Origin of the sequence: Pseudomonas sp. MS15a(2019), from assembly GCF_013277805.1 — a bacterium.
Taxonomy (GTDB): domain Bacteria; phylum Pseudomonadota; class Gammaproteobacteria; order Pseudomonadales; family Pseudomonadaceae; genus Chryseomonas; species Chryseomonas benzopyrenica.
This window is the reverse complement of the sequence record NZ_VBTN01000003.1, coordinates 113,617-140,600: the sequence shown is the minus strand read 5'-3', so window position 1 is coordinate 140,600 and position 26,984 is coordinate 113,617. Positions and strand designations below refer to the sequence as shown.

Here is a 26,984-nt window from a genome sequence, read left to right as displayed (position 1 = left end):
ATCGTTACTATTTAGAAGTCAATCACTGCCTGGTGGCCGTCCCTGGCATACGGGCAGAATCAGGCTGCCGTCATCACCGTACGTAAGGCGGTCGCCAGGCAACCGGCGATCTGATCGATTTGCTCGGACTGCACGATGAGCGGTGGCAGGAAGCGCAGCACGGCGCCATGGCGCCCGCCGACCTCGATGATCAAGCCGCGTCTCAGACACTCCTGTTGCAGGCGCGCGGCCAATACACCGTCGGCCAGGGGGTGCCCCTGACGGTCGGTCGGGCCATTGGCACGCACTATTTCCACCCCCAGCATCAGCCCCCGCCCCCGGACATCACCCAGTTGCGGATAGTCGCGTTGCAAGGCGCGCAGGTGCCCGGCGAGGCGCTCGCCCATGGCGGCCGCATGCAGCTCCAGGCGTTCCTCGCGTACCAGGCGCAAAGTGGCGGTGCCAGCGGCCATGGCCAGCTGGTTACCACGGAAGGTGCCGGCATGGGCGCCAGGTGCCCAGCGATCCAGCGACTCGTGATAGACCACCACCGCCAGCGGCTGGCTGCCGCCGATGGCCTTGGACAGGACCAGCACATCGGGCTCGATGTCCGCGTGCTCGAAGGCGAAGCGCCGCCCACTGCGGGCGATGCCGGACTGGATCTCGTCCAGCACCAGGGGGACGCCGGCCTCCCGGGTGATGCGGCGGACCTCGCGCAGCCAGGTGATGGACGCCGGATTGACCCCGCCCTCCCCCTGGATCGGCTCGACGATCAGCGCCGCCGGCGGCAGCACCCCGCTTTCCGGATCGTTCAGCATGGTCTCCAGGTAATTCAGCGCCGCCCGCTCGCCCAGCTCGCCCCCCAGGCCGAAGGGGCAGCGATAGGCATGGGGAAAGGGCAGGAATTGCACGCCGCCGTTCATGCCGTCCAGGTGGCGCTTCGGCCCATGGCTGCCCATCAAGCCGAGGGCGCCCTGGGTCATGCCGTGGTAGGCGCCATGGCAGGCCAGCAACTGGCGCCGGCCAGTGGCGGTACGGACCAGTTTGATGGCGGCCTCCACCGCATCGGTACCGGCTGGGCCGCAGAACTGGATGCGCGCATGGCGGGCGAAGCCCTCCGGCAACAGGGCATAGAGTTCGCGGATGAAATCGTCCTTGGCTTCGGTCATCAGGTCGAGGGTGTGCAGGGGGCGCTCACCGTCCAACAGGCCGCGCATGGCGTCGAGGACCACCGGGTGGTTGTGCCCAAGGGCCAGGGTGCCGGCGCCAGCCAGGCAGTCGATGAACCAGCGACCCTCGCTGTCCTGCACATGAATGCCCTGGGCTCGGCGCAACTCCAGCGGCAGCCGCCGTGGATAACTGCGGGCATTGGACTCCAGGGCGGCCTGGCGCTCCAGCCGCGGAGTGCTGGTGAAGCAATAGTCGGCGTCGGCGGGGACAGACGGCAACGGATGACTAGCGGACATGATCGTACTCCTCGAAACCCGGGTTGCGGGCGCTATGGGCAAGAGATGAATTCAGGTTTTCGGCAACCTCGGCCAGCAGGCGCGGATCGCGGACGATGCCTAGATGGTCGGCGTCGATCCAGCGGGACTGCGCCAGGGGGCGTCCCAGTCCCTGCTCCAGCAGGGACTGGCCGTTATGGTTGTTTTCCGGCGAGCGGCTGGCCCACCAGGCATGGACCGGAGCACGCAGGGGCTGCAGCTGCGAGTGCTCGCGCGCCAGGTGGTGCAGGTGGGCTTCGACGGCCAGCAGCTGCGCCCAGGCGCCGCTCTCCTCGATCGAGCTATCGGCTGCCACTGGCGCCGGTCGCCGGACCAGACCCGCGCCGGGGACATAGCCATCGACCAGCCCGACGAAGGCCACCATCTTGCCCAGGCGTTCGAGCAGACTGGCCATTTCCAGCACCAGGGTACCCCCCAGGGACCAGCCGAGCAGCCGATAGGGGCCGCGTGGCTGGGTCTCCAGCAGCATCCGGACATAGTCGCGAGCCAGTTGCGCCAGGCTGGTATCACGCCAGCTGGGGTCGAGGATCTGGCGGTTCTGCAGGCCCCAGACATCCCACCGGCCGGCCAGTTGCTGCGCCAGGGAGTAGTAACCCACCACGGTGCCACTGACCGGATGGGGGCAGAACAGCGGCGGCTGCCCGGTGCTGCCTGGCGTCAAATGGAGCCGCGGATCGGCGCCTTTAGCGGCAACGACGGGCACCGCTGCCGTGGCGCTGGCGGCGAGCGCGGCCAAGGCCTGGTCAAAGGCGGCGAGCAGGCGCTCCACCGTGGCAGCCGCATAGCGCTCACCGCTGTAGCGGCAGCTCAGCCCCAGCCGGCCGTCGTAGACCTGGGCGTTGATCTCCAGCTCCCGCAGCAACGGGGTAGCCGGATCGACCAGTTCGCCACAGGCTTCCCGGGCCGGGACGAAACGGCCGTCGCCCAGGGCGCCGTCGAGCTGGCCGAGGTAGTTGAAGGCCAGCGGCGGTTCCGGCTGGTCGACCAGGACCTCGGCCTTGGCCAGGTAGCGCAGCGCGCCATAGTCCAGGCCGCGCTGGCCACCCGCGGCCAGTTGCGCGCGCAGCCCCTGGAGGGTGGCGAGCGGGCTCTCTGCACAGCTCAATCGCAGGGGATAGAGACTGGTGAACCAGCCCAGGGTACGGCCCGGGTCGAGCTCGGCGAACAGGGCCTCGCGACCGTGGCCTTCCAGGGCGATGACATGGCCGTCCTGGCCGCTCCAGTCGCGCACCGCCTGGGCCAGTGCCGCCAGCAACACCTCGTCAAGCCGCGCCCCCAGCGCAGTCGGCGCTTCGCGCAGCAGCCAGCGGGTGCGGGCGGGATCGAGCTGCACCTCCGCCGTGCACACCTGGCCCTGGGTGGCGCCGCCCGTGGGATGGTCCACCGGCCAATCCGGCCGCGGTGCCAGGTCCTGCCAGAACGCCAGCCGGGCTTGGGTCGACGGCTGCACCGCCCAGCCGGCCAGGCGCTCGGCCCAGGCCTGGTAGGCCGGGGGCCGCGGCTCGTCGACGAGCGGCTCGTCGCGGCCCAGGGCCGAATAGATCCGCCCGAGATCGTCCAGCAGCAGCCGCCAGGACACGCCATCCATGATCAGGTGATGGGCGCAGATGAACAGGCGCTGATCGCCTTCTGGATAGTTCGCCAGGACCAGGCGCAGCAAGCCGCCGCGGGCCAGGTCGAAGCTCCGCTGGGTACGCGCACAGAGGGCTTCCAGCGCCGCCGCATCGGCCACCTCGACCTGTTGCAGCAGCTGCTCGACGCCAACCGCGTCGCGGTAGCCGGCTTGCCAGCCCTGGGCGCTCGGCCAGAAGGCCAGCCGCAGGACATCGTGCCGTTGCAGCAGCCAGGCCACCGTCGCCGCCAGCCGCACCGGGTCCAGGGGCTCGCGCACCTCCAACAGCAAGGCCTGGTTCCAGTGCGCAGGGTTGGGCAGCGGCTGGGCGAAGAAGTGCGCCTGGATCGGCGTCAGGCGCTGTTCGCCCTGGGCCGGCTCCCAGGCGGGTTGGGTGGCGAGAGGTTGGAGACAGAGCGCCAGGTCGGCGAGTCTAGGACTGCGGAAGACCTCCTTGGGCCCCAGCTGCCAGCCCGCGCGTTGCAGGCGACTGATCAGCGCCAGGGACTGGATGGAGTCTCCGCCCAGCTCGAAGAAGCCGGACGCCCTACCAATCCGCTCGACACCCAGCAAGTCGCGCCAGAGTCCAGCCAGCAGTTCCTCGCGTGGCCCCTGGGGCGCCTCGTCGAGGGTTTGGCTGACGAATTCCGGCAATGGCAGCGCACGACGATCCAACTTGCCGTTGGGCAACTGCGGCAAACGCTCCAAGAGCACCAGGTGCTGGGGTACCAGGTGGCCGGGAAGGTGCTGGCGCAGCCGCTCCAGCAGCGCCGCTTCCTGCAACTGGGCACCGCCGACATAACCCACCAGGCGGGCGCCAGCCGGGGTCTCGCGGACCATGACCAACGCCTCGCGCACGCCGGGGCAGGCCTTGAGCGCCGCCTCGATCTCGCCGGTCTCGATGCGGAAACCGCGCAGCTTGATCTGCTGATCGGCGCGGCCGAGGTATTCCAGCAAGCCCTCAGCGTTGAGCCGCACCCGGTCACCGGTGCGGTAGAGTCGCTCGCCGGCGCGGAAGGGATTGGGCACGAAGCGTTGCGCCGTCTCGCCGGGCCGCTCCAGGTAGCCGCGGGCCAGGGCCCCGCCCAGGTACAACTCACCCTCCACGCCCACGGGCAGCAGGTTGAGATCCTGATCCAGCACATAACCCTGGCGCTCGCCCACCAGGTCGCCGATGGGCGCATAGGCACTGGCGAAGTCCGCCGTGGCCGCGGATGCCCGCCACAGGGTCGGGGTGATGACGGTTTCGGTCGGGCCGTAGCCGTTGATGACCCACTGGGGCTGGAGATACTCCACCACCTCGCGCAGCAGGCGGTGATCATAGGCTTCACCGGCGAAGCAATAGGTCTTCACCCCAGGACCCCGACCCTGCACCCGGCCCCAGTCGGCCAGTTGCCGCAGATAGCTCGGTGGGAAGGCGGCCACGGTGATGCCCTCTTCCTCCAGCGCCTGCCAGGTCTCCTGCACGCTCCATAGCGCCTGGTCGCGGATGACGATCCGAGCGCCTTGGCTCAGCGGCGTCAGCCAGCGCTCCTGGGCACCGTCGAAGCTGATGGAGAGGAAATGCAATTCGCGATCCTGCTCGGTGAGTTCGTAGCGCTGCGCAATCCCCTGGCAGTGGCGCGCCAAGGGACCATGGGCCACGGCCACGCCCTTGGGCCGACCGGTGGAGCCAGAGGTGTAGATGACATAGGCTAGTTGCTCGGGATGCAGGACCAGATCAGGGAGCCTGTCGGACTGCTGGCTGAGATCCAGTCGATCCAGGGCGACCGCTTCGACCCCGGCCACCTGGGGTAGCCGGTCGAGCAGCTTTTGCTGGGTCAACAGCAGTCGGGCGCCGCTGTCTTCCAGCATCAGCGCCAGCCGCTCGGCCGGGTAGTCCGGATCCAGCGGCAGGTAGGCGCCACCGGCCTTGAGCACCGCCAGCAAGGCGACGAACAACTCGACACCGCGCTCGCAGGCCACGCCGACCCGGGTTTCCGCCGCGACGCCCTGCCCACGTAGCCACTGCGCCAGGCGATTGGAGCGGATCTCCAGGCTGGCAAAGTCCAGCCGCTCCTGGCCATGCACCAGGGCAATGGCCCGAGGTTGGCGGCGGGCCTGCTCGGCGATCAGTGCGGGCAGCAGTGGCGTATCCGTATTGGCCTGCGCGGGTGGATTCCAGCGTTGCCAGGTGGCCAGGCCTTCGGCATCGAGCAACGGCAGGTCGCCCAGCGGCGTCTCGGGTTGGCGGACCAGGCCGTCGAGCAGGGTCAGCCAGATGCGCAGGAAACGTTGGGCGGTGGTTCGCTCGAAGAGGTCGCTGGCGAAGTCCAGGTAGCCGGAAATACCGCCGTCGGCTTCGTCGAAGGTGCCGAGCGACAGGTCGAAATGCACCTGGTCACCCGCACCGTCGAGGGCTTCGGCGGTCAGGCCGGGTAGCCGGGCCAGCGCCTGTTCACCACGCGCCTGGTGGTTGAAGGTCACCTGGAACAGGGGGTTATGGCTTAGGTGGCGCTCGGGTTGCAGTGCTTCGACCAGTTGCTCGAAGGGCAGCTCCTGGTGGGCCTGGGCGTCCAGCAGCCGGGAACGTACCTGGGCGGCCAGGGCACTGGCTGGCATCCGCCCGGCCAGTTCACCGCGCAGGACCAAGGTGTTGACGAAGCAACCGACCAAGGCCTCGGTCTCCGCCCGTACCCGCCCCGCTACCGGCACGCCGATACGCAGGTCGGTCTGGCCGCTGAGACGGAACAGCAGGGTCTGCCAACTGGCCAAGAGCAGCATCGCCGGGGTGACCGCCAGCATCTGGGCCGTACGGCGCAGGCGCTGGGAGGCGGTCGCATCCAGGGCGAAGGTTTCCCGCCCGCCGCGGCCATCGCGCTGGGCGGGGCGTGGGTGGTCGGCTGGCAGTTCCAGCAGCGGGTGTTCGCTACCCAGTTGCGTGCGCCACCAGGCCAGCTGTCGTTCGCCCTCCCCGGCGGCCAGGCGCTCGCGTTGCCAGGCGGCGTAGTCGGCATAGTCCAGCGGCAGAGGTTGTAGTTGCATCCGGTCATCGCCCAGGGCCTGGCGATAGAGGCTGACCAGGTCTTCCAGCAGCAGCCGCATCGACCAGCCATCGGCCAGCAGGTGGTGCAGGCACAGCAGCAGCAGGTGCTCGTCCGGTGCCAGGCGCACCAGGGCCAGGCGCCAGGGCGGCGAGGCTTCCAGGTCGAAGGGTTGGCTCATGAAGGCGCGGCGATAGGTGTCGGCCGCCGCCGCGTCCAGGGTCACCACCTCGAACTGGGGCTCATGCACGGCATGGATGAGCTGCTGGGCGCCCTGCTCGCCGTGGCCGAAGTTGGTCCTCAGGCTGGCGTGGCGGTCGGTGAGCCGCTGGAAGGCCGTGCGCAGCGCGGCCTCGTCGAGTCGACCCTGCAGGCGCAAGCCACCCGGCAGGTGATAGGCCGCACTGTCCGGTTCGAGCTGGGCGAGAAACCACAGACGCTGCTGGGCGAAGGACTGCGGCGCCCGGGCGGGCGTACCGGGCCAGTCACGCCGCTGCAGCGGCGCCTCGTCCACCTGGGCCAAATCGACCAGGCGCTTGGCGAAGGCCGCCAGGGTGGCGGCTTCGAACAGCAAGCGGACCGGCACCTCCCAGCGGTGATCGCGACGCGAGCGGGCGACCACCTGCAGGGCGAGCAGCGAATGCCCGCCGAGGGCGAAGAAGTCGTCGTCCCGCCCTACTCGCTCCACCTGCAGCAGCTCGGCCCATAGCACGGCCAGCTCGGTCTCGATACCCGGTTCCGGCGCGCGATAGGCTTGCTGGGTAATGTCGGGCTCCGGCAGCGCCTTGCGGTCCAGCTTGCCGTTGGGCGTTAACGGCAGCTGATCAAGCGCCAGCAGATGGCTGGGCACCATGAAATCTGGCAGCCGCGCCAGCAGCGCCTGGCGCAACGCGGCTTCGTCCAGACCTGGCGTCACCAGGTAGCCCACCAGATGCGGACCGGTGGCGCTCTGGCGCAGCAGCACCACGGCCTCGCTCACTCCGGCCAACTCGCGCAACGCCGCCTCGATCTCGCCCAGCTCCAGGCGCAGCCCACGCAGCTTGACCTGGTGGTCCAGCCGACCCAGGTAGTCCAGGGCGCCGTCGTCGCGCCAACGGGCCAGATCGCCACTGCGATACAGCCGGCCACCCGGGGTGAAGGGATCGGGGACGAAGCGTTCGGCGGTGAGGCCAGGGCGACCGAGATAGCCCCGCGCCAATCCAACACCGCCGATGTACAGCTCGCCGGCCACGCCGACCGGTTGCGGGTTGAGGCGTTCGTCGAGGATATGGATCCGCAAGTTGGCGATGGGCCGGCCGATGGGCACCGCCAGGCGATCCTCTGGCTGGCAGGTCCAGTGGGTGACATCGATAGCCGCCTCGGTAGGGCCGTAGAGGTTGTAGAGCGCCACCTGGGGCAACCGCTGGCGCACGGCCTGGGCCAGTTCCGCCGGCAGGGCTTCGCCGCTGCAGACGATACGGGTCAGGCTGGCGCAGCCGGAAAGATCGTCCTGGGCCAGGAAGGCGGCCAGCATGGACGGCACGAAGTGCAGCGTGGTGATGCCCTCGCGGGCGATCAGGGCGCTCAGCGCCGCCGGGTCGCGATGGTCGCCCGGTCGAGCCAGCACCAGACGGGCGCCGGCCTGCAACGGCCAGAAGAATTCCCACACCGAGACGTCGAAGCTGAAGGGGGTCTTCTGCAGGACGTGGTCACCGGCATCCAAGCCATAGGCCGCCTGCATCCACTGCAGGCGGTTGTGCAGCGCCGCCTGGGTGTTGCCCACGCCCTTGGGTCGGCCGGTGGAACCGGAGGTGTAGATCAGATAGGCCAGTTGCTCGGGATGCACCTGAAGCTCGGGGGCGCTGGCGGGCTCGCTGGACAGGTCCAGTTGTTCCAGGTCCAGTACATCCAGCGACAGCTTTTCCGGCAACAACGAGAGGGCTGGCCCATGGCTGAGCAACAGACGGGCACCGCAGTCTTCCAGCATGAAGGCCAGACGTTCGGCCGGGTAGTCCGGGTCCAGCGGGACATAGGCCGCGCCGGCCTTGAGCACCCCATAAAGAGCGATCACCATCTCCACCGAACGCAGCATGGCCACGCCGACCCGGCTCTCGCGGCCGATACCACGGCCGCGCAGATAATGAGCCAGGCGATTGGCCGCCTGGTCCAGCTCCAGGTAGCTCAGGCGGCGTTCGTCCAGGCACAGGGCCTCGCGCTCCGGATACACGGCGACCTGCTGGAGGAAGCCCCCCAGCACGCCAGCGGGCGGCAGTGGTGCATAGACCTCCGAGGTGGCATTCCAGTTGGCCAGCCGTGCAGGCTCGTCGGGCAGCAGTAGCGGCGCCTCGGCCAGGGCTTGCTGGGGCGCGTCGAGCAGCCCCTGCAAGAGCACCAGGAAGCGGGCGTGCAGTTGCCTGATGCGCGCCGGTTCGAAGAGATCGAGGGCAAAGGTCCAGCTACCGCCGAGGCGGCCGTCCGGGTCTTCCCAGGTCGCCAGGGCCAGATCGAACTGGGCCTGGGTGGCTGGCGTGTCGAGGATACGGGCTTGCAGCCCCGGCACGTCGGCCAGGGCGCGGTGATCGCGTCGCTGATGGTCGTAGCTGACCTGAAACAGCGGGTGCTGGCTGAGGCTCCGCTCCGGCTGCAGGTGCTCCACCAGGTGCTCGAAGGGCAGATCCTGGTGGGCCTGGGCGTCGAGCAGAGTCTCGCGCACCTGGTGCACCAGGGCGGTGAAATCCGTCGGGGTGGCAAGGTCCAGGCGCAGTACCTGGGTATTGACGAAGCAGCCGATGAGGTCGTGCAGCTCGGCGCGCGTGCGCCCCGCCACCGGTACCCCAATGCGCAGGTCGCGTTGCCCGCTGAGCCGACCCAGCAGCACGCCATAGCAGGCCAGCAGCAGCATGAAGGGCGTAACCCCCAGGGCATGGGCAGCCTGGCGCAGGGCCTTGGCCTGGTCCGCCGCGAGAGTGAAGTCCAGTCGCTGCCCGGCACCGCCGCGCCGCGCCGGCCGTGGCCGGTCGGCCGGCAGATCCAGAGTGGGCGACTCGCTGCCCAGTTGGGCGCGCCAATAGGCCAGTTGCCGCTCGCCTTCCCCGGCGCTCAGGTGCTCACGCTGCCAGCGTGCATAGTCGGAGTACTGCACCGGTAGTGCCGGCAGATCCGGTGCCACGCCGCTGAGCGCTGCCCGATAGAGTTCGGCGAAATCACGCAGCAAGAGGCCGACGGACCAGCCGTCCGAGATGGCATGGTGCAGGCACAGCAGCAGGCGGTGGCGCTGTTCATCGAGGCGCACCAGGGCCAGCCGCCAGGGCGGACTGCTGGCGAGGGCGAAGGGCCGGGCGATGAAGGCCTGCAACAGGCCGGCGAATTCGACCTCCTGGTCGACACCCGCGGCGAGCGCCAAGCGCTCCACGGCCACGGGTGCCGGCGGCAGGATGCGCTGGCGGGGCGGATCACCCGGCAGCAACAGCGTCCGCAGGCTGGCATGCCGCGCCGCCAGAGCGGTAAAGGCCGCGGTCAGGGCTTGCTCATCCAGGGTCCCCTGCAGCTCCAGGACCCCCGGCAGATGATAGGCCGCGCTCTCGGGTTCCAACTGCGCGAGGAACCACAGCCGTTGCTGGGCATGGGATTGCGGTGCCTCGTCCAGCGCCAGGGCCTGGAGTTCCAGCCCCTGGCGCTCGGGCGCCAGGGCGGCGATCCGCGCGGCTTGTTCCGCCAGGTGCGGCGCCTCGAACACCAGGCGCAGCGGCACCTCCCGCCTTTCTTCCAGACGCAGACGGGAGATGAGTTGGGTCGCCAGCAGGGAATGGCCGCCCAGGGCGAAGAAGTCGTCCTGGCGACCGACCCGCTCGACCTGGAGCAAGGCTTGCCACAACTCAGCCAGACGCTGCTCCAAGGCGTTCGCCGGTGCTGCATAGTCTTCGCTCGCCGCGACTTCAGGCGCGGGCAGCGCCCGACGATCCAGCTTGCCGTTGGGCAACTGCGGTAAGCGCTCCAGCACCACCAGGTGCTGGGGGACCAGGTGGCCGGGCAGGTGCTGGCGTAGCCGCTCCAGCAGCGCCGCCTCCTGCAGCTGGCCACCGCCGACATAGCCCACCAGCCGAGCACCAGCCGGGGTCTCGCGGACCATCACCAGCACCTCGCGCACGCCTGGGCACGCCTTGAGCGCCGCCTCGATCTCGCCGGTCTCGATGCGGAAGCCACGCAGCTTGATCTGCTGATCGGCGCGGCCAAGGTACTCCAGCAGGCCCTCGGCATTGAGCCGCACTCGGTCGCCGGTGCGGTAGAGTCGCTCGCCGGCGCGGAAGGGATTGGGCACGAAGCGTTGCGCCGTCTCCCCGGGGCGCTCCAGGTAGCCGCGAGCCAGGGCGCCGCCCAGGTACAGCTCGCCTTCAACGCCCACGGGCAACAGGTTGAGATCCTGATCCAGCACATAACCCTGGCGCTCGCCGACCAGGTCGCCAATGGGGGCATAGGCGCTGCTGGTGAAATCTGCGATCGCCGCGGATGCCCGCCAGAGGGTCGGGGTGATGACGGTTTCGGTCGGGCCGTAGCCATTGATGACCCACTCGGGCTGCAGGTACTCCACCACCTCGCGCAGCAGGCCACGGTCGTAGGCTTCACCGGCGAAACAATAGGTCTTCACGCCAGGGCCGCGGCCCTGCACCCGGCCCCAGTCGGCCAGTTGCCGCAGATAGCTCGGCGGGAAGGCGGCCACGGTAATGCCCTCCTCCTCCAGTGCCTGCCAGGTCTCCTGCACGCTCCATAGCGCCTGGTCGCGGATGACGAGGCGAGCCCCTTGGCTCAATGGCGTTAGCCAGCGTTCCTGGGCGCCGTCGAAGCTGATGGAGAGGAAATGCAGTTCGCGATCCTGCGCCGTGAGTTCGTAGCGTTGCGCGATGCCGCGGCAGTGCAGCGCCAGGGGGCCATGGGCCACGGCCACGCCCTTGGGTCGACCGGTGGAACCGGAGGTGTAGATGACGTAGGCCAGTTGTTCGGGATGCAGGACCACGGCCGGCGCCGAGTCTGGCTGGTCAGTGAGATCCAGTCGATCCAGGGCGACCGCTTCGACGCCGGCCACCTGGGGTAGCCGGTCGAGCAGGTCGTGCTGGGTCAACAGCAATCGGGCGCCGCTGTCTTCCAGCATCAGCGCCAGGCGCTCGGCCGGGTAGTCCGGGTCCAGCGGCAGGTAGGCGCCACCGGCCTTGAGCACCGCCAGCAAGGCGACGAACAAGTCGACGCCGCGCTCGCAGGCCACGCCCACCCGGATTTCGGTCGCGACACCCTGCCCACGCAGCCACTGCGCCAGGCGATTGGAGCGGATTTCCAAGGTGGCGAAGTCCAGCTGCTGCTGGCCGTGTACCAGGGCGATGGCCCGGGGTTGGCGCCGGGCCTGCTCGCCGATCAACTCGGGCAGCAGTGGCTCAGCCACGCTCGCTGGCGCGGGTGGATTCCAGCGTTGCCAAGTGGCCAGGCCTTCGGCGTCGAGCAGTGGCAGATCGCCCAGGGGCGTCTCCGGTTGGCGGACCAGGCCGTCGAGCAATTGCCCCAGGTGCGCCGCCAGCCGCTGGACCTGAGCAGGCGTGAAGCACGCGCGCTGGTAGTGCAGGTGCAATTCCAGGCGCGCACCGGCCATGACGGCGATACTCAGCGGATAGTGGGTGCGCTCGCTCACCGTGACCGCGCCGATGGCTGGGGCCTTGGCGTTAGCGCCGCGCAGGGCGGCGTCCACCGGATAGTTCTCGAACACCAGCAGCGTATCGAACAACGCCTGACCGGCATGGCCGGCCAAGCGCTGCACCTCGAAGAGCGGCGTATGCTCGTGCTCACGCAGGGCCAGGTTGTGAGCCTGCAAGGCGGGCAGCCATTGGGCGGCGGTCAGCTCCGGTGCAGGTGCCTGGACCACCGGCAGAGTGTTGATGAACAGCCCCAGCAGCCGCTCGCTACCAGCGACCTCGGCCGGACGACCGGCGACGGTGGCGCCGAAGGCGACCCGGCGCTGACCGGTGTAGCGTTGCAGCAATAGGGTCCAGGCCGCCTGCACCAGGGTGTTGAGGGTGACGTGCAGCCGCCGGGCGGCGGCATCGAGCGGGGCCCGGTCGCGGACCAGGTGCTGTTCGCCACTGCGCGGGTCGTCGGCCGTGGTCGAGCGACCGAGGCTGTCGGCCAGACGGGTCGGCAATTCGAAGTCGGCCAGTTGCCCTTGCCAGAATTCGCCGCTACGCGCCGCGTCACGGCTGGCCAGCCAGGCGAGATAATCGCGGTAGCGACCCGGTGCCGGCAGCGCCGCGCCGCGGGTCGCCTGGAGGACTTCCGCCAGCAGCGCCGCACTGCTCCAGCCGTCGAGCAGAATATGGTGCAGCGTCCAGACCAGTTGCCAGCGCTCGTCGGTCAGCCGTACCAGCAGCAGGCGCATCAGCGGCGGCCTGGCGAGCTCGAAGGGCCTTTCGCGCTCCTCGCGTTGCAGGTCAGCCAGGGCAGCCGGGTCCGCCTGGCGGTCGCGCCAATCCAGCTCGCGCACGCCGAGGTCGACGTGGCGCCAGATGGCCTGGACCGCCCGGCCTTCGCCGGCCAGTCGCAGGAAGGCGGCCCGCAAGCCGGCATGGCGCCGTAGCGCCTGCCGCCAGGCATCGAGGAAGGCCGCCTTGGGTAGACCGTCCAGCTCGACGCCTACCTGGTTGACGTAGAGATCACCCGCCCCGCCCAGCTCGGCGTGGAACAACAGCCCCTGCTGCATGGGCGTGAGCGGATGCAGGTCTTCGATGGCGGCCAGCGGTAGCGCATCCAGTTGCGCCTGGGTCAGGGCCAGCAACGGGAAGTCCGAAGGGGTCGCACCACTGCGCTGGCGGCACAGGGTGAGAACCTCGTCCAGCGCCGTGCCGAAGGCCTCCAGCAAGGCCTGGATGCGGGATGTGCCGTGGCGCTGGCCGCTGTAGGTGCAGACGAACTGCAACTCGCCGCCGCGGACGATACCCTCCAGGGTCAGCTCGGCCTCGAGGGGGGTACGAGGATCACGCGCCCGCCCGGTAGACTCGTCCGCCAGACGGAAGCCGCCCTGGTCGGTGTCCAGCTGCCCCAAGTAGTTGAACAGCAGCGAGCCGGTGGTTTCCGGCAGGTCCGCGTCGCCACGGGCCTGGAGCAGGCCATAGCCGAGACCGCCGCGCGGGATGAGTCTCAGACTTTCCTTGATGCCTTTGAGACTGGTGGCGAGATCCGCATGGTCGCGCAGCCGGACCGGATAGAGGCTGGTAAACCAGCCAAGGGTGCGACTCAGGTCGAGGCCGGGGAACAGGTCTTCGCGGCCATGACCTTCCAGCAGCAGCCGCGCCTCGGCGTTCCCGCTCCAGCCATGCAGGGCTCGCACCAGGGCGGTGAGCAGCAGATCGTTGACCTGAGTGCGGAAGGCGGCGGGCGCCTGGGTCAGCAGTTCGCGGGTGCGCTCGGCATCCAGCCGCAGGCTCAGGCGCTGGGCGTCGCGCTCCCAGGCGCGTCCGGCGGGATCGTCGCAGGGCAAGGCCGGCGCCTCCGGCAACCCCTGCCAGTAGGCCCGCTCATCGTCCAGCGCCAGGCACTGCAGGGCCTGGACCCAGCTGGCATAGGGCGGCGTCGCCGGCAGCGGCCGGTCGGGTTCGGCGTAGGAGCGCGCCAGGTCGTCCAGCAGGATGCGCCAGGACACGCCATCCACCGCCAGGTGATGGATCACCAGCAACAGGCGCTGACCGCCCTCGGCGAGGTCGGCGAGCACGGCGCGCAGCAGCGGTCCCTGATCCAGGCGCAGGCTGGCCTGGGCCTCGTCGGCCAGGGCCGGTAGCTCGGTGCGGGTCACCGAGGAATGCCAGAGCAGCTCGGCGTCTTCGCTGGCGCGATAGTGCTGCTGCCAGCGACCTTCGGCCTGGGTGAAGCCGAGGCGCAGAGCGCCATGGGTGGCTACCAGCCGCGCCAGGGCTCGGCGCAGTCGCTCGGGCTCCAGCGGCGCCTCCGGTTCCAGCAACAGGGCTTGGTTCCAGTGTTCGGGGCGCGGCAAGGCGCGAGCGAAAAAGGCGTGCTGGATGGGTGCCAGCGCAAAGGGTTCACGCGTTTCGGCGGCAATCTCGCCAGGCGTCTCCAGGTGCTGCACCACGGGGGCCAGTTCGGCCAGGGTCTGCCGCTCGAACAGCTGCCGCGGGCTGAACACCAGCCCCAGGCGCCGCGCGCGGGCGATGATCTGCAGACTGAGGATGGAATCGCCGCCGAGGGCGAAGAAATTGTCGTCCCGCCCGACCCGCTCCACCTGCAGCAGTTCGGCCCAGAGCGTGGCCAACTCGGTCTCGATACCCGGCTCCGGCGCACGATAGGTCTGCTGGGTAATGTCGGGCTCCGGCAGCGCCTTGCGGTCCAGCTTGCCGTTGGGGGTCAGCGGCAGTTGTTCCAGTGCCAGCAGATGGCTGGGTACCATGAAGTCCGGCAGCCGCGCCAATAGCGCCTGGCGCAACGCGGCTTCGTCCAGACCTGGCGTCACCAGGTAGCCCACCAGCTGCGGACCGGTGGCGCTCTGGCGCAGCAGCACCACGGCCTCGCTCACTCCGGCCAACTCGCGCAACGCCGCCTCGATCTCGCCCAGTTCCAGCCGCAGGCCACGCAGCTTGACCTGGTGGTCCAGCCGGCCCAGATAGTCCAGGGCGCCGTCGTCGCGCCAACGGGCCAGATCGCCGCTGCGGTACAGCCGACCACCCGGGGTGAAGGGATCGGGGACGAAGCGTTCGGCGGTGAGGCCAGGGCGACCGAGATAGCCCCGCGCCAATCCAACACCGCCGATGTACAGCTCGCCGGCCACGCCGATGGGCTGTGGGTTGAGGCGTTCGTCGAGGATATGGATCCGCAAGTTGGCGATGGGCCGACCGATGGGCACCGCCAGGCGATCCTCCGGCTGGCAGGTCCAGTGGGTGACGTCGATAGCCGCCTCGGTGGGGCCATAGAGGTTGTAGAGCGCCGCCTGCGGCAGCCGCCGACGGACTTCTTGGGCCAGCTCCGCCGGCAAGGCCTCGCCACTGCAGACGATACGCGTCAGGCTGGCACAGCCGGAAAGATCGTCCTGGGCCAGGAAGGCCGCCAGCATGGACGGCACGAAGTGCAGCGTGGTGATGCCTTCGCGGGCGATCAGGGTGCTCAACGCCGCCGGATCACGATGCTCGCCCGGACGGGCCAGCACCAGCCGGGCGCCGACCTGCAACGGCCAGAAGAATTCCCAGACCGAGACGTCGAAGCTGAAGGGCGTCTTCTGCAGGACGTGGTCGCGGGCATCCAAGTCATAGGCCGCCTGCATCCACTGCAGGCGGTTGTGCAGCGCCGCCTGGGTGTTGCCCGCGCCCTTGGGTCGGCCGGTGGAACCGGAGGTGTAGATCAGATAGGCCAGTTGCTCGGGATGCACCTGGAGGTCAGGCGCGCTGGCGGGCTCGTCGGACAGGTCCAGTTGCTTCAGGTCCAGCACGTCCAGCGACAGCTTTTCAGGCAACAAGGCGAGGGCTGGCCCATGGCTCAGCAACAGGCTGGCGCCACAGTCTTCCAGCATGAAGGCCAGACGTTCGGCCGGGTAGTCCGGGTCCAGCGGCACATAGGCCGCGCCGGCCTTGAGCACCCCATAAAGAGCGATCACCATCTCCACCGAACGCAGCATGGCCACGCCGACCCGGCTCTCGCGACCGATACCACGGTCGCGCAAATAATGAGCCAAGCGATTGGCGGCCTGGTTCAGCTCCGCGTAGCTCAGGCGGCGTTCGTCCAGGCACAGGGCCTCGCGCTCGGGATGCAGGGCGACCTGCTGGAGGAAGCCCCCCAGCACGCCGGCGGCCGGCAGCGGCGCATAGGCCTGCGCGGTGGCGTTCCAGGCGGCCAGGCGCGCGGGCTCGTCAGACAGCAGCAGCGGCGCTTCGGCCAGCGGCTGCTGGGGCGTGTCGAGCAGCCCCTGCAAGAGCACCAGAAAGCGGGCGTGCAATTGCTCGATGCGCGCCGGCTCGAAGAGATCGCAGGAGTAATTCCAATTACCACCGAGGCTGCCGTCACCCAATTCCCAGGTATGCAGCGCCAGATCGAATTGGGCGCTACCGTTGTCCAGCGGCAGCAGTTCGGCGCGCAGCTCGGGGCCCAGTTGCAGGGCGTCGAGCTGCCGCGGTTGATGGTTGTAGAGCACCTGGAACAGGGGGTGGTGACTGAGGGTACGTTCGGGAGCCAGGGCGTCCACCAGTTGCTCGAAGGGCAGGTCCTGATAGGCCTGGGCCTCGCGCACCCGCTCCCGAGCCTGGGTCAGCAGCGCCAGGAAGTCCGCCGCGCCTGCCAGTTCCAGGCGCAGTACCTGGGTGTTGACGAAGCAACCGATGACGCGCTCGACCTCGCTACGCTGGCGCCCGGCGACGGGCACGCCGATGCGCAGGTCCTGCTGGCCGGACAGGCGGCCGAGCAGGGTCGCATAGGCGGCCAGCAGCACGGTGAACAGGGTGGTGCGCTGAGCCCGGGCGAAGTCGCCCAGCTGTTGCGCCAGGGGCGCCGGCAACGCGAAGTTCAGCCGCCCGCCACGCTGGCTGGGAGCCGCCGGACGCGGTCGGTCCGACGGCAGTTCCAGCACCGGGTGCTCGCGGCCCAGGCGTGCGCGCCAGAATTCCAATTGGCGCTCGTCCTCCCCGGCGTCGAGGCAGGCGCGCTGCCAGAGGGCATGATCGGCGTAGCTGACCGGCAAGGCGGGCAGCTCGGCGACCTGCCCCGCCAGCGCCGCGCGATAGCAGGCAGCAACGTCGTCCAGCAGCACCTGGATTGACCAGCCATCGGCGATGGCATGGTGCAGGCAGAGCAGCAGATGCGCCGGCGCCCCGTCGACGCCCCGCGCCAGGCCCAGTCGCCACAGCGGCCCGCGTTCCAGGTCGAAGGGCCGATTGGCGAAGGCGCGGGCCACGGCGGGCAGGTCCTGGAGCGTGACCTCGCCCAGGGCCTCCAGCGGTACCTCACTGCGCTCGGCGACCCGTTGCAGGGGGATGCGGCCCGGCCCTTGCTCCAGCGTGGTCCTCAGGCTGGGATGGCGCGCCGTGAGGGCCGCGAAGGCCGCCTGTAGCGCGGTCTCGTTCAGGCGGCCGTGCAGGCGTAGCGCACCCGGTAGGTGATAGGCCACATTGCCCGGTTGCAGGCGTTCGAGGAACCACAGCCGTTGCTGGGCATGGGAGGTTTCTGCACAGGCCGCCGCGGCGCCACCGGGAATCGGCAGCGCGCCGGCATCGAGGCCCTGGTCGCGCAATTTGGCGAGGAAGGTACGGCGCTGCGCCGGCGGCAGGCCGAGGAAACGTTTGGCCAGGGGCTGGGCTTTGTCGTGCAACATCAAGGGGTCTCCTCCAGCTCGTCCAGCAGCGCGTCCAGCGCGTCCAAACGGGCGTCGTCCAGGGTCTGCTCGCGCAGGGTGTCGATGAGTTCGGCTTGAGCCGCCACGGTGGTGGCGGTAAAGGCTGCGGCGAGGGGCACGCGCACGCCGAGCCGTTCGTGGATGCGCGATAGCAGCCGGGTGGCCAGCAGCGAGTGGCCGCCCAGGGCGAAGAAGTCGGCATCGCGGCCTACCTCCGGCACCTGCAGCAGTTCCTGCCACAGAGCGGCCAGCTGTCGTTCGGTGCCGGTTTGAGGCGGTTGCCCCGGCGCGGCGTCCAGTTCTGGTACCGGCAACGCGCGGCGATCGAGCTTGCCGTTGGCAGTGCGGGGCAGCCGTTCCAGCCAGAGCGTCTGGGTCGGCACCATGAACAGTGGCAGGCGCTGCGCCAGTGCCTCGCGCAGCGCGGCCAGGCTCGGGCGCTCGCCGTTCTGGGGCTCCAGATAGGCCACCAGTTGCGACCCCTGGGGCGTGGGTTGGGCGGCGACCGCAGCATCCCGCACGCCGGGTTGCGCCCGCAGCAGGGCCTCGATCTCGCCCGGCTCCAGGCGTTGGCCGCGTAACTTGATCTGGAAGTCGGTGCGGCCGACATACTCCAGCTCGCCGCGGACGTTCCAGCGCACCAGGTCGCCGCTGCGATAAAGCCGCTCGCCGGCCGCGAAGGGACTGGGCACGAAGCGTTCGGCGGTCAGTCCGGCACGGCCCACGTAGCCACGGCCTACGCCGGCACCGCCGATGTACAGCTCGCCCACCCCGCCACGGGGCACCAGACGCAGCCGCGTATCGAGCACGAACAAGTGGGTGTTGTCGGTCGGCTTGCCGATGGGGATGTCCGCCTGGGGCGCCCGCAGTAGCTGCAGGGCCACGTCGTCGGCGCACTCGGCAGGGCCATAGGCATTGACCAGCGGGATGCCGGGGTAGCGTTGCAGCCAGCGCGCCGCCAGATCCGGCGCCAGCGCCTCGCCGGTGGGCAGCAGCCAACGCAGTGCCGGTAGGGGCTGCGGCGGCAACTCCAGCAGCGCGGCGATCACCGTCGGCACGCATTCCAGGACGCTCACCTCGCCGGCAACAACGCGCGCCAGCAGGGTTGCTGGGTCTTGCACCTCGGCTTCGGCGACGATCTCCACCCGGCCGCCGAACAGCGGCGCGGTGAGGAACTGCCACACCGAGACATCGAAGCCGGTGGCGGCCGTCTGGGCGATGACGTCGTCCTCGCCCAGTTGCAGGAAGGGCAGCTTGCTCAGCTGGTTGTTGAGCATGCCCTGCTGGGTGACCATCACCCCCTTGGGCTCGCCGGTGGAACCGGAGGTGAAGATCACATAGGCCAGCTGGTCGGGTCGGCTGCGCACGCCGGGGCCGCCCTGGGGCTGCCCGGCCAGCAGTTCTTCGAGCAGTAACAGCCGCGGCGGTCTCTGGCTCAGCGTCAGGATGGCCTGGGCCTTTTCCCGCTCGGCCCGAGGCACCACCAGCACCGGTGCGGCGCTACCGTCCAGCAGCCGGGCACTGCGCGCCGGCGGGTGACGCTCGTCCAAGGCCAGGTAGGCAGCGCCGGCCTTGAAGGTGCCGACCATAAGGGTCAGCAGTGCCAACCCCCGCGGCGCCCAGAGCGCCACGACCTGATCCGGACCGACACCCTCAGCCGCCAGGGCGCGGCCCAGGCGGCCCGCCTGGTGGTCCAGCTCGCCATAGCTCAGGCTGGCCTCGCCGCAGCGCGCCACGCTGCGCTCGGGATGAGCGGCGGCATGGGCCTCGAAACGCTCGATCCAGGGCAATTGATACCAGTGCGGTTGCGCCGCGCCACGGCCCCAGCCGAGCAGCCGCTCGCGCTCATCCGCCGCCAGGGGCTCCAACTGCTCCAGGACGCGTTCCGGCGCCTCGATCAGGGCCAGCAAGAGTCGCTCGAACTGGTCCAGCAGGGTGCGCATGTCGGCGGCGGCGAACAGGCCGCTGTCGAAGGTGAATTGCAGACGCAGCTCGTTGCCCGGCAGCAGGACCACCGTGAGCGGATAGTTGGTGTGGGTACGGTTGGCCAGGGGGGTGATGTCGAACTCGCGCACGGCCTCCTCCACCGCGCCGCCCAGGGGCACGTTCTCGAAGACAAACAGCGACTCGAACAGCGGCTCACCGGCCGGGACCGAGGCCAGCTGCTGCACCTCGGCCAACGGCAGATGTTCATGCTGGCGCAACTCCGCGTTACGCGCCTGCAACTGCTGCAGCAACGCCAGCGCCGGCACCTCGGCGGTCGGCCGGACGACCCGCAGCGGCAGGGTGTTGATGAACAGGCCGAGGGCTTCCTCGATGCCGTCCAGCTCAGGCGGCCGGCCAGCAACGGTAACGCCGAAGACCACCTCGTCCTGGCCGCTATGGCGCATGAGCAGCAGCGCCCAGGCCGCCTGGACGAAGGTATTGGCGGTCAACTGGTGACGCCGCGCCTGGGCCGCCAGGGCGCGGGTCGCCTGCGCCGACAATGCCACGGCTTCGTCGCGCATCTCACCCGAGGCCAAGCCTTGGCGGCGATAGGGCAAGGGCGTGGCCGCTTCCACCCCGGCCAGCTCGGCGCGCCACCAGGCGCGACCCGCGGCGGTATCCTGGGCCGCGAGCCAGGCGAGGAAATCGGCATAGGGTCGGGCGGGTGGCAGTGCCAGCTCGGTCCCGGCGACGGCTGCCCGATAGCGGGCAAAGAATTCGCCCAGCATCAGGCCGCGGCACCAGGCGTCGATCAGCACATGGTGATGGGTTTGCACCAACTGGTAGTCGTTCGGGCCGAAGGTGACCAGACGCAGGCGCAGCAGCGGTGGCCGGGCGAAATCGAAGCCCGTGCGGCGCTCCTCGGCCAGCAGCGCCTCCAGCGCCGCCACGCCCTCCTCCCGCGGCCGGTCGCTGAAGTCCAGCAGGCTGACCGGCGACGGCACCTGGCGATGCACCACCTGGCGCCATTCGCCGTCCAGCTCCTGGAACCCGGTCCGCAGCGCCGGATGTCGCGCCACCACGGCGTCCCAGGCCTGGCGGAAGGCCGCGGCCGCCAGCGGTTGGCGCAGCTCATAGCGATCCTGCATCAGGTAGATGCCACTGCCCGGCTCCAGCAGGCTGTGCATGAGAATGCCTTCCTGCATGGACGCCAGGGGCAGCACGGCTTCGTGCTCGGCTTCCGGCGCCTGGGCACCAGCGCTATCGAGCAGCGCCATCAGCCCGTCCACGAAGCCCTGGTGCAACTCCTCAATGGCGTCCGCCGCGAAGCGCGCGGCGCTGTAGCGCCAGTCCAGACGCAACTGGCCGTTCCGCACCTGGGCATCCAATACCAGGGCACTGGTCAGCGGCCCCTCGGGGTCGCGACTGCTGCGCAGCTCCAGCTCCCGCAGCGGGAAGCCGGCCACCGTCGGCCGCTCGAAACGTCCCAGGTAGTTGAAGGTCAGTCCGTCGCGGGTATCGGCCAGGTCAGCGCCGCCCAGGTAGCGCAGCAGCCCGTAGCCCAGGCCGCGCTCGGGCACCTCGGCCAGGGTCCGCCGCGCGCGCGCCAGGGTGGCGGCCGGAGTCGACTCGGCGCCCAGCACCAGCGGATAGAGGCAGGTGAACCAACCCAGGGTTCGACTCAGCTCCAGGCTGCCGTCCAGCTCCTCGCGGCCATGGCCTTCGAGGGCGATGCGGGTGGCCGCGCGGCCCGTCCACTGCCGCAGCGCCTCGGCCAGCGCCGCTAGCAGCACCGCTTCGGTGCCGGGTAGCTGGAGCAGCCGCTCGGTCAACTCCGCCGGCAGTCGCAGCGCCAGGCTACCGGCGTCGCGGACGCGGCAGCTGCCATGGGGGTCCAGGCACGGCAGGGTCTCGGGGACCGCGGTGACCGCGTCCCAGTAACCGCGCTGCTGCTGCAACCGTGGATCGGCGGCGCGTTGCGCCAACTGCAGGGTCCAGGCGCTCCAGTCGCTGCCCGTCTCGCCCAACTCCAAGAGCGCACCGGCTGCCGCCTGCTGATAGGCCAACGCCAGGTCATCGAGCAGGATGCGCCAGGAGACGCCGTCCACGGCGAGGTGATGGATGGCGATCAACAGCTGGGGACGCTGCGCCGGCCCTTCGGCCAGCACCACGCGCAGCAAGGGTCCACGGGCCAGGTCCAGGCTGCGTTCGGCTTCGTCGAACAACGGCGCCAGCTCGGCCTCGTCGGCGACCCGACAGGTCCAGAGCAGCCGCTCCGGGTCTTCCTGGGCTCTTAGCCGCTGCCGCCAGCCGCCCTGCTCGTTCGGCTCGAAGGCCAGCCGCAGGCTGCCGTGGCGGGCGACCAGGGCCGACAATGCCTGGCGCAGGGCCGCAACCTCGATGGGGGCCGCTAGTTCGAGAATGACGGACTGGTTCCAGTGCGCGCGCTGCCGGACCGGCTCGCTGAAGAAGCGGGCCTGGATGGGCGTCAAGGGCAGTTCGCCGGGGACGGCAGGCACAGACGCTGGGGCCACGGACGGCGCGGCGGCAGGCACCGCGACCGCGGCCAGGGCGGCGATGGTCTGGTGTTCGAACAGTTGCTTGGGCGTGAGCTTGAGGCCCTGGCGGCGGGCCCGGGCGATGATCTGCAGGCTGAGGATGGAATCGCCGCCCAGGGCGAAGAAATTGTCGTGCCGACCGACGCGCTCTACCTTGAGCGCCTCGCTCCAGAGCGCCGCCAAGGCGGTCTCGACCTCGCCCTGGGGTGCGGCGAACTCGGCCTGGCGGGCTTCGGGTTCCGGCAGGCGGGCGCGGTCCAGCTTGCCGTTGGCAGTGAGCGGGAAAGCCTCGAGCAACAGGATCTGAGCCGGTACCAGCGCCTCGGGCAGCAGCTGCGCGAGACGCTCGCCCAGGCGTTCGCCAGTGAGCTCGCGGCCAGTCACATAGGCCACCAGCTGCCCACGGCCATCCAGCTGCACATGGGCCGCCGCCACGCCGGGTTGTGCCAGCAGGGCCGCCACGATCTCGCCCGGCGCCACACGATAACCCCGTATCTTGAGCTGGTCGTCGTTGCGACCGAGGAACTCCAGCCGGCCGTCCGCGGCCAGCCGTACTCGGTCACCGGTGCGATAGAGGCGCTCGCCGGGCACCCAGGGATCAGGGAGGAAGGCCGCGGCGGTATCGCCCGGTCGGCCCTGGTAGCCCCGCGCCAGGCCCGCCCCCCCGAGGTACAGCTCGCCGGCCGCACCGGCGGGGAGCGGATTGAGGTCGGCGTCCAGTACCCGGGCGCGCAGATTGGGCAGCGGCGTGCCCAGGGCGATGCCCGCTGTCGGCTCGTCGAGGACCGCGGTCAGGGCGCCCACGGTGCTTTCGGTGGGGCCGTAATGGTTGAACAGCCGGCACCCAGGCTTGAGTTCGCGAACCCGCGCGGCCAACGGTTCTGGCAGCGCCTCGCCGCCCAGCACCAACGCTGCGGACGGCAGCAGGGGCGTCGGATCGGCGGCCTGCAGCAAGGCGTTCAGATGGGTAGGGACGATCTTGAGCACCGCCACGGGATGGCGCGCGAAATAGTCGGCGCAGCGATCGGCATCCTGGACCACCTCGTCAGCCAAGAGGTGCAAGGTGCCGCCAGTGGCCAGGGCGCCAAACAACACCGTGTGGCCGAGATCGGCGGCAACCGTGGAAACCATGGCGAAACTGGCCTGCGGCGGCAACGCCAGCCGCTGCAGCACGCCCTGCACATAGTTGGCGATGGCGCCATGGCTGACCACCACCCCCTTGGGCCGCCCAGTGGTCCCGGAGGTGTAGATCAGGTAGGCCTCCTGGGCCGGCAGTACCATGACATCCAGCGCCTCCGCCGACGCCTGCCGCCAGTCCGCCGTGGCGTCCAGCGCCAACGCGGGCGGCCCCTCGGGCACGGGCATGCCGAGCAGCAACTGGGCACCACTGTCAGCCAGCACCTGCGCCTGGCGCGCCGCGGGCCACTTGGGATCGACGAAGACGCAGGCCCCGCCGGCCTTGAGAATGCCCAGCAGGCCGACGACGAAGCTGGCCTGCCGTGGTTGGCAGAGCGCTACCCGGACCTCGGCACCAATTCCCTTGGCGCGTAGCGTCCGCGCCAAGCGATTGCTGTCGGCCTCCAGCTGGGCATGGCTCAGGCTGGCATCGCTGGCCACCAGGGCCGGTTCGTGCCCGGCCTGCGCCAGCCCCGCGCGCCACAGTGCCAGCAGGTCCGTTGCCGGGAAGGCTTGGGATTCACCGGCCAGTCCCGCTTCCTCCTTGGCCAGGCGGTAGCACGCCAGGGGTTGCTCGGCATCGGCCACCACCTGCTGCGCCAGGTGCGCGAAATCGTCCGCCAGCGCGGCGATGCGCGGCGCCTCGAAGAGGTCGGTGGCATAGGTGAACACCGCTTCGATGCCCGTCGCCAGGTCGGTGATGTCCAGGCCCAGGTCGAAGTGCGCGGCGCCATCGTCGAGCTGCCGCGCGGACAGCGTCACCCCGCCCAGGTCCAGCGCCTGGGGCAGTGGGAATTGCTGGGTGAATTTCACCTGGCACAGCGGATTCCAACCCAGGTGCCGCTCCGGCGCCAGGGCTTCCACCAGCAGGTCGAACGGCAGGTCCTGATGAGCCTGGGCTTCCAGGGCGCGCCACTTGACCTGGTCGAGCAGGACGCTGAACGAGCGGGCGCCGTCCAGCTGGCATCGCAGCACCTGAGTGTTGACGAAAAAGCCGATCAGGCGCTCCGTCGCCCGTTGGGTGCGCCCGGCCACGGGAACACCCACGCACAGGTCGCTGCTGCCGCTATGGCGCTGCAACAGCAGCTGGAACAACGCCAGGCCGACCATGAACAGCGTCGCCCCCTGGCGTTGGGCCAGATCATGCAGGCCCGCGTTGACGGTGGCGGGCAGGCTGAAGGCGAAGCGCGCGCCGCGCCCGCTCTGCTGCGGCGGTCGGGGGCGGTCGCCGGCCAACTCCAGGCGTGCGGGCGCGTCGGCCAGTTGGGCCTGCCAGTAGGCCAATTGGCGCTCGCGGGCTTCACCGGCCAGCAGCTGGCGCTGCCAACGGGCGAAGTCGGCATAGGTGATGGTGAGGGGCGCCAGCGCGGGCGTCTCGCCCTCGGCAGCGCGGTACAGGGCGGCGAAATCTTCCAGCAGCACCTGGATCGACCAGCCATCGGCGATGATGTGGTGCAGTACCAGCAGCAGCCGATGGTCCTCGGCGTCTCGGCGGATCAGCGCCATGCGCCACAGCGGCCCTTGGCGCAGGTCCAGCGGACGGCGCACCAGGCTCTCGACCAAGGTGGCCTGGGCCGCCTCGGGCTGTGCGGCCTGGCTCAGGTCATGGTGCTCGACCGCCCCTTGCGCCAGCATTTCGATGCATTGCTCGGGCACCTCACCGGCACCTGCCGAGAAGCGGGTGCGCAGCGCCGCATGGCGCTGCACCAGGGCCTCCAGCGCCCGCTCCAGCCGTGCCACGTCCAAGCTTCCGTGAAGGAGGATTTCACCGGCCAGGTGATAGGCGGCATTGCCCGGCTCCAGCTGATCGAGAAACCAGAGGCGCTGCTGCGCGAAGGACTGGGGCGCGCGGGGCGCATCCTCGGCGACGGGGCCTTCCGCCGCGGCTTCGCGCGGCAGCGCGGCCACCCGCGCGGAAAAGGCGCCCAGCGTCGAGGCCTCGAACAGCAGCGCCGGATCGATCGACACCCCAAGCGACTCGCGCAACCGCGCCTGCACCTGCACCACGGTGACCGAATCCCCGCCCAGGGCGAAAAAATGCGCCTGGGCGGTCAGGTCATCGCGCCCGAGCACCTCGGCCCAGGCCGTGCGCACCTCGGGCAGTACGGGCGGCGCCGCGACCTGGGACTCGCCCTGGGCCAGGGCGCCATCGCGCCACTCGGCGAAGCTGTCCAGGCTGCCCGCCAACCAACCGGCCCGGCAGGCGGCGCGTTGCAGCTTGCCGCTGGTGGTGCGCGGCAGCGTTCCGGGCTCCAGCAGCGCAATGGCTCTGGGTGCGACCTGAAAGGCCTGAGTCAAGGCCTCCACCAAGGCCCCGCAGATGCGTTCGGCCGGTACCAGGCGGCGCACGTTGCGACTGATCTCCAGCGCCAGACCGATGCCCTCGCGACCGTCCTCGCCCACCAGGGCGAAGGCCGCCACCCGGCCCCGCCGCAGGTAATCGGCCACCTGCTCTTCCAGCACCAGCTCCACGTCCTGCGGATAGAGATTCTGTCCATTGAGAATAATGAGGTCCTTCAGCCGCCCGGCGATATAGAGTTCGCGCTCAGCGGCGATGCCCAGGTCGCCGGTGCGCAGCCAACGGCGACCATCGCGCTCGATGAAGGCCGCGGCCGTGGCCTCGGGATTGTTCCAGTAGCCTTGCGCCAGGCTGGGGCCGGCGACCCACACCTCGCCGGCGCGGGTCTCGTCCAGCGGTTCCAGGGTGTGCGGATCGACGATGCGCAACTCGTGGTCGGCATCGCACCAGCCGCACCCGGCCAGGCGGCCGTGTTGCAGCGCCGCCTCGGCCCCGGCGGCACTCAAGGCGTCACCGGCGAATCGCTGGATACGGAATTCGTCGGTCGGCTCGTGGGCGCAGACATAGAGGGTCGCTTCGGCCAGGCCATAGGCCGGGGTCAAGGCCTGCCGGCGGAATCCCGCGGCGGCGAAGCGCTCGCAGAAGGCATCCAGGGTGTCCACTCGGATCGGCTCGGAACCGGAAAAGGCCATGCTCCAGCGACTCAAATCGAGCTCGGCCAGGGCACTGTTGCTGATCCGCTCCACGCACAGGCGGTAGGCGAAGTCCGGCCCGCCGCTGACGGTGCCGCCGTATTGGCTGAGCGCTTGCAGCCAGCGCGCCGGGCGGGTGAGGAAGTGATTGGGCGACATCAGCGTCAGGGTGCCGCCATGAAAGATCGGCAGCAGCAGTCCGAGCATCAGGCCCATGTCGTGGTAGAGCGGCAACCAGCTCACCCATTCCTCGTCGCGCCCGGTGAAGAAGCCGCGCTGCATGGCCTTTTCATTGGCAATCAGGTTGGCATGGCTGACCATCACCCCCTTGGGCGCCGACGTCGAACCCGAGGTGTATTGCAGGAAGGCCAGCGCCGAGGGGTCCACCACCTGGGGGCGATAGGTCAGCGCCCAGCTGGCCTCGATGTCTTCCACCGCCTGGCACAACGCGCCCTCGGGCAGCGCCTGCGCCAGGGTGTCGGCATGGGCGGCGAGGCAGGCCCGCTCGCCGAGCACTACCCGCGGCTGGGCGTCGTCGAGGATGCCGCGCAGGCGCTCGATGTGCATCTGCCGACTGTTTTCCGGCGGGAAGGCCGGCACGGCGATGACCCCGGTATAGAGGCAGGCGAAGAAGGCCGCGGCGTAATCCGGGCCGCTGGGTAGCAGAAGCACGCAGCGCTCGCCCCGGGTCTGCCCGAGCCGCTCCTGCAGGTAGCCGGCCAGGCTCAGCGCCCGGTTGCGCAGCTCGGCATAGGAGGTCAGCTGCGGCGTCTCGTCGTTGGTCAGATGGCGCAGCACCGTCTTGTCCGGCTGGCGCTCGGCGTAGAAATCGAGGACGTCGACGAAGTGCTCGGCTTGATCCGCTCGGGAGGTCAT

The 26,984-nt window shown here is 69.8% G+C and carries 3 protein-coding genes; all 3 read right to left on the bottom strand.

What is annotated here, in order from left to right; genetic code table 11:
- Positions 1–59: 59 nt before the first annotated feature.
- The 3 genes from FEZ61_RS04225 to FEZ61_RS04215 are packed head-to-tail and all read right to left on the bottom strand — an operon-like array spanning position 60 to position 26,984.
- Positions 60–1,445 carry a diaminobutyrate--2-oxoglutarate transaminase gene (locus FEZ61_RS04225; protein WP_017639884.1) on the bottom strand — a complete coding sequence of 462 codons (1,386 nt, stop codon included), beginning with the start codon at positions 1,443–1,445 and terminating at the stop codon, positions 60–62.
- Complete coding sequence (locus FEZ61_RS04220) at positions 1,435–17,436, bottom strand: non-ribosomal peptide synthase/polyketide synthase (protein WP_173147404.1); 16,002 nt, start codon at positions 17,434–17,436, stop codon at positions 1,435–1,437. Before FEZ61_RS04220 ends, FEZ61_RS04225 begins: the two co-directional genes overlap by 11 nt.
- Positions 17,436–26,984, bottom strand: a complete 9,549-nt coding sequence (locus FEZ61_RS04215; protein ID WP_173147402.1) for a non-ribosomal peptide synthetase — start codon at positions 26,982–26,984, stop codon at positions 17,436–17,438. The genes FEZ61_RS04220 and FEZ61_RS04215 overlap by 1 nt, the downstream gene beginning before the upstream one ends.

What these genes read in the sequence shown, in the direction of transcription:
- FEZ61_RS04220 (WP_173147404.1), bottom strand. Translation starts at nt 17,436, where the DNA reads ATGTTGCACGACAAAGCCCAGCCCCTGGCCAAACGTTTCCTCGGCCTG.
- FEZ61_RS04215 (WP_173147402.1), bottom strand. Translation starts at nt 26,984, where the DNA reads ATGACCTCCCGAGCGGATCAAGCCGAGCACTTCGTCGACGTCCTCGAT.
- FEZ61_RS04225 (WP_017639884.1), bottom strand. Translation starts at nt 1,445, where the DNA reads ATGTCCGCTAGTCATCCGTTGCCGTCTGTCCCCGCCGACGCCGACTAT.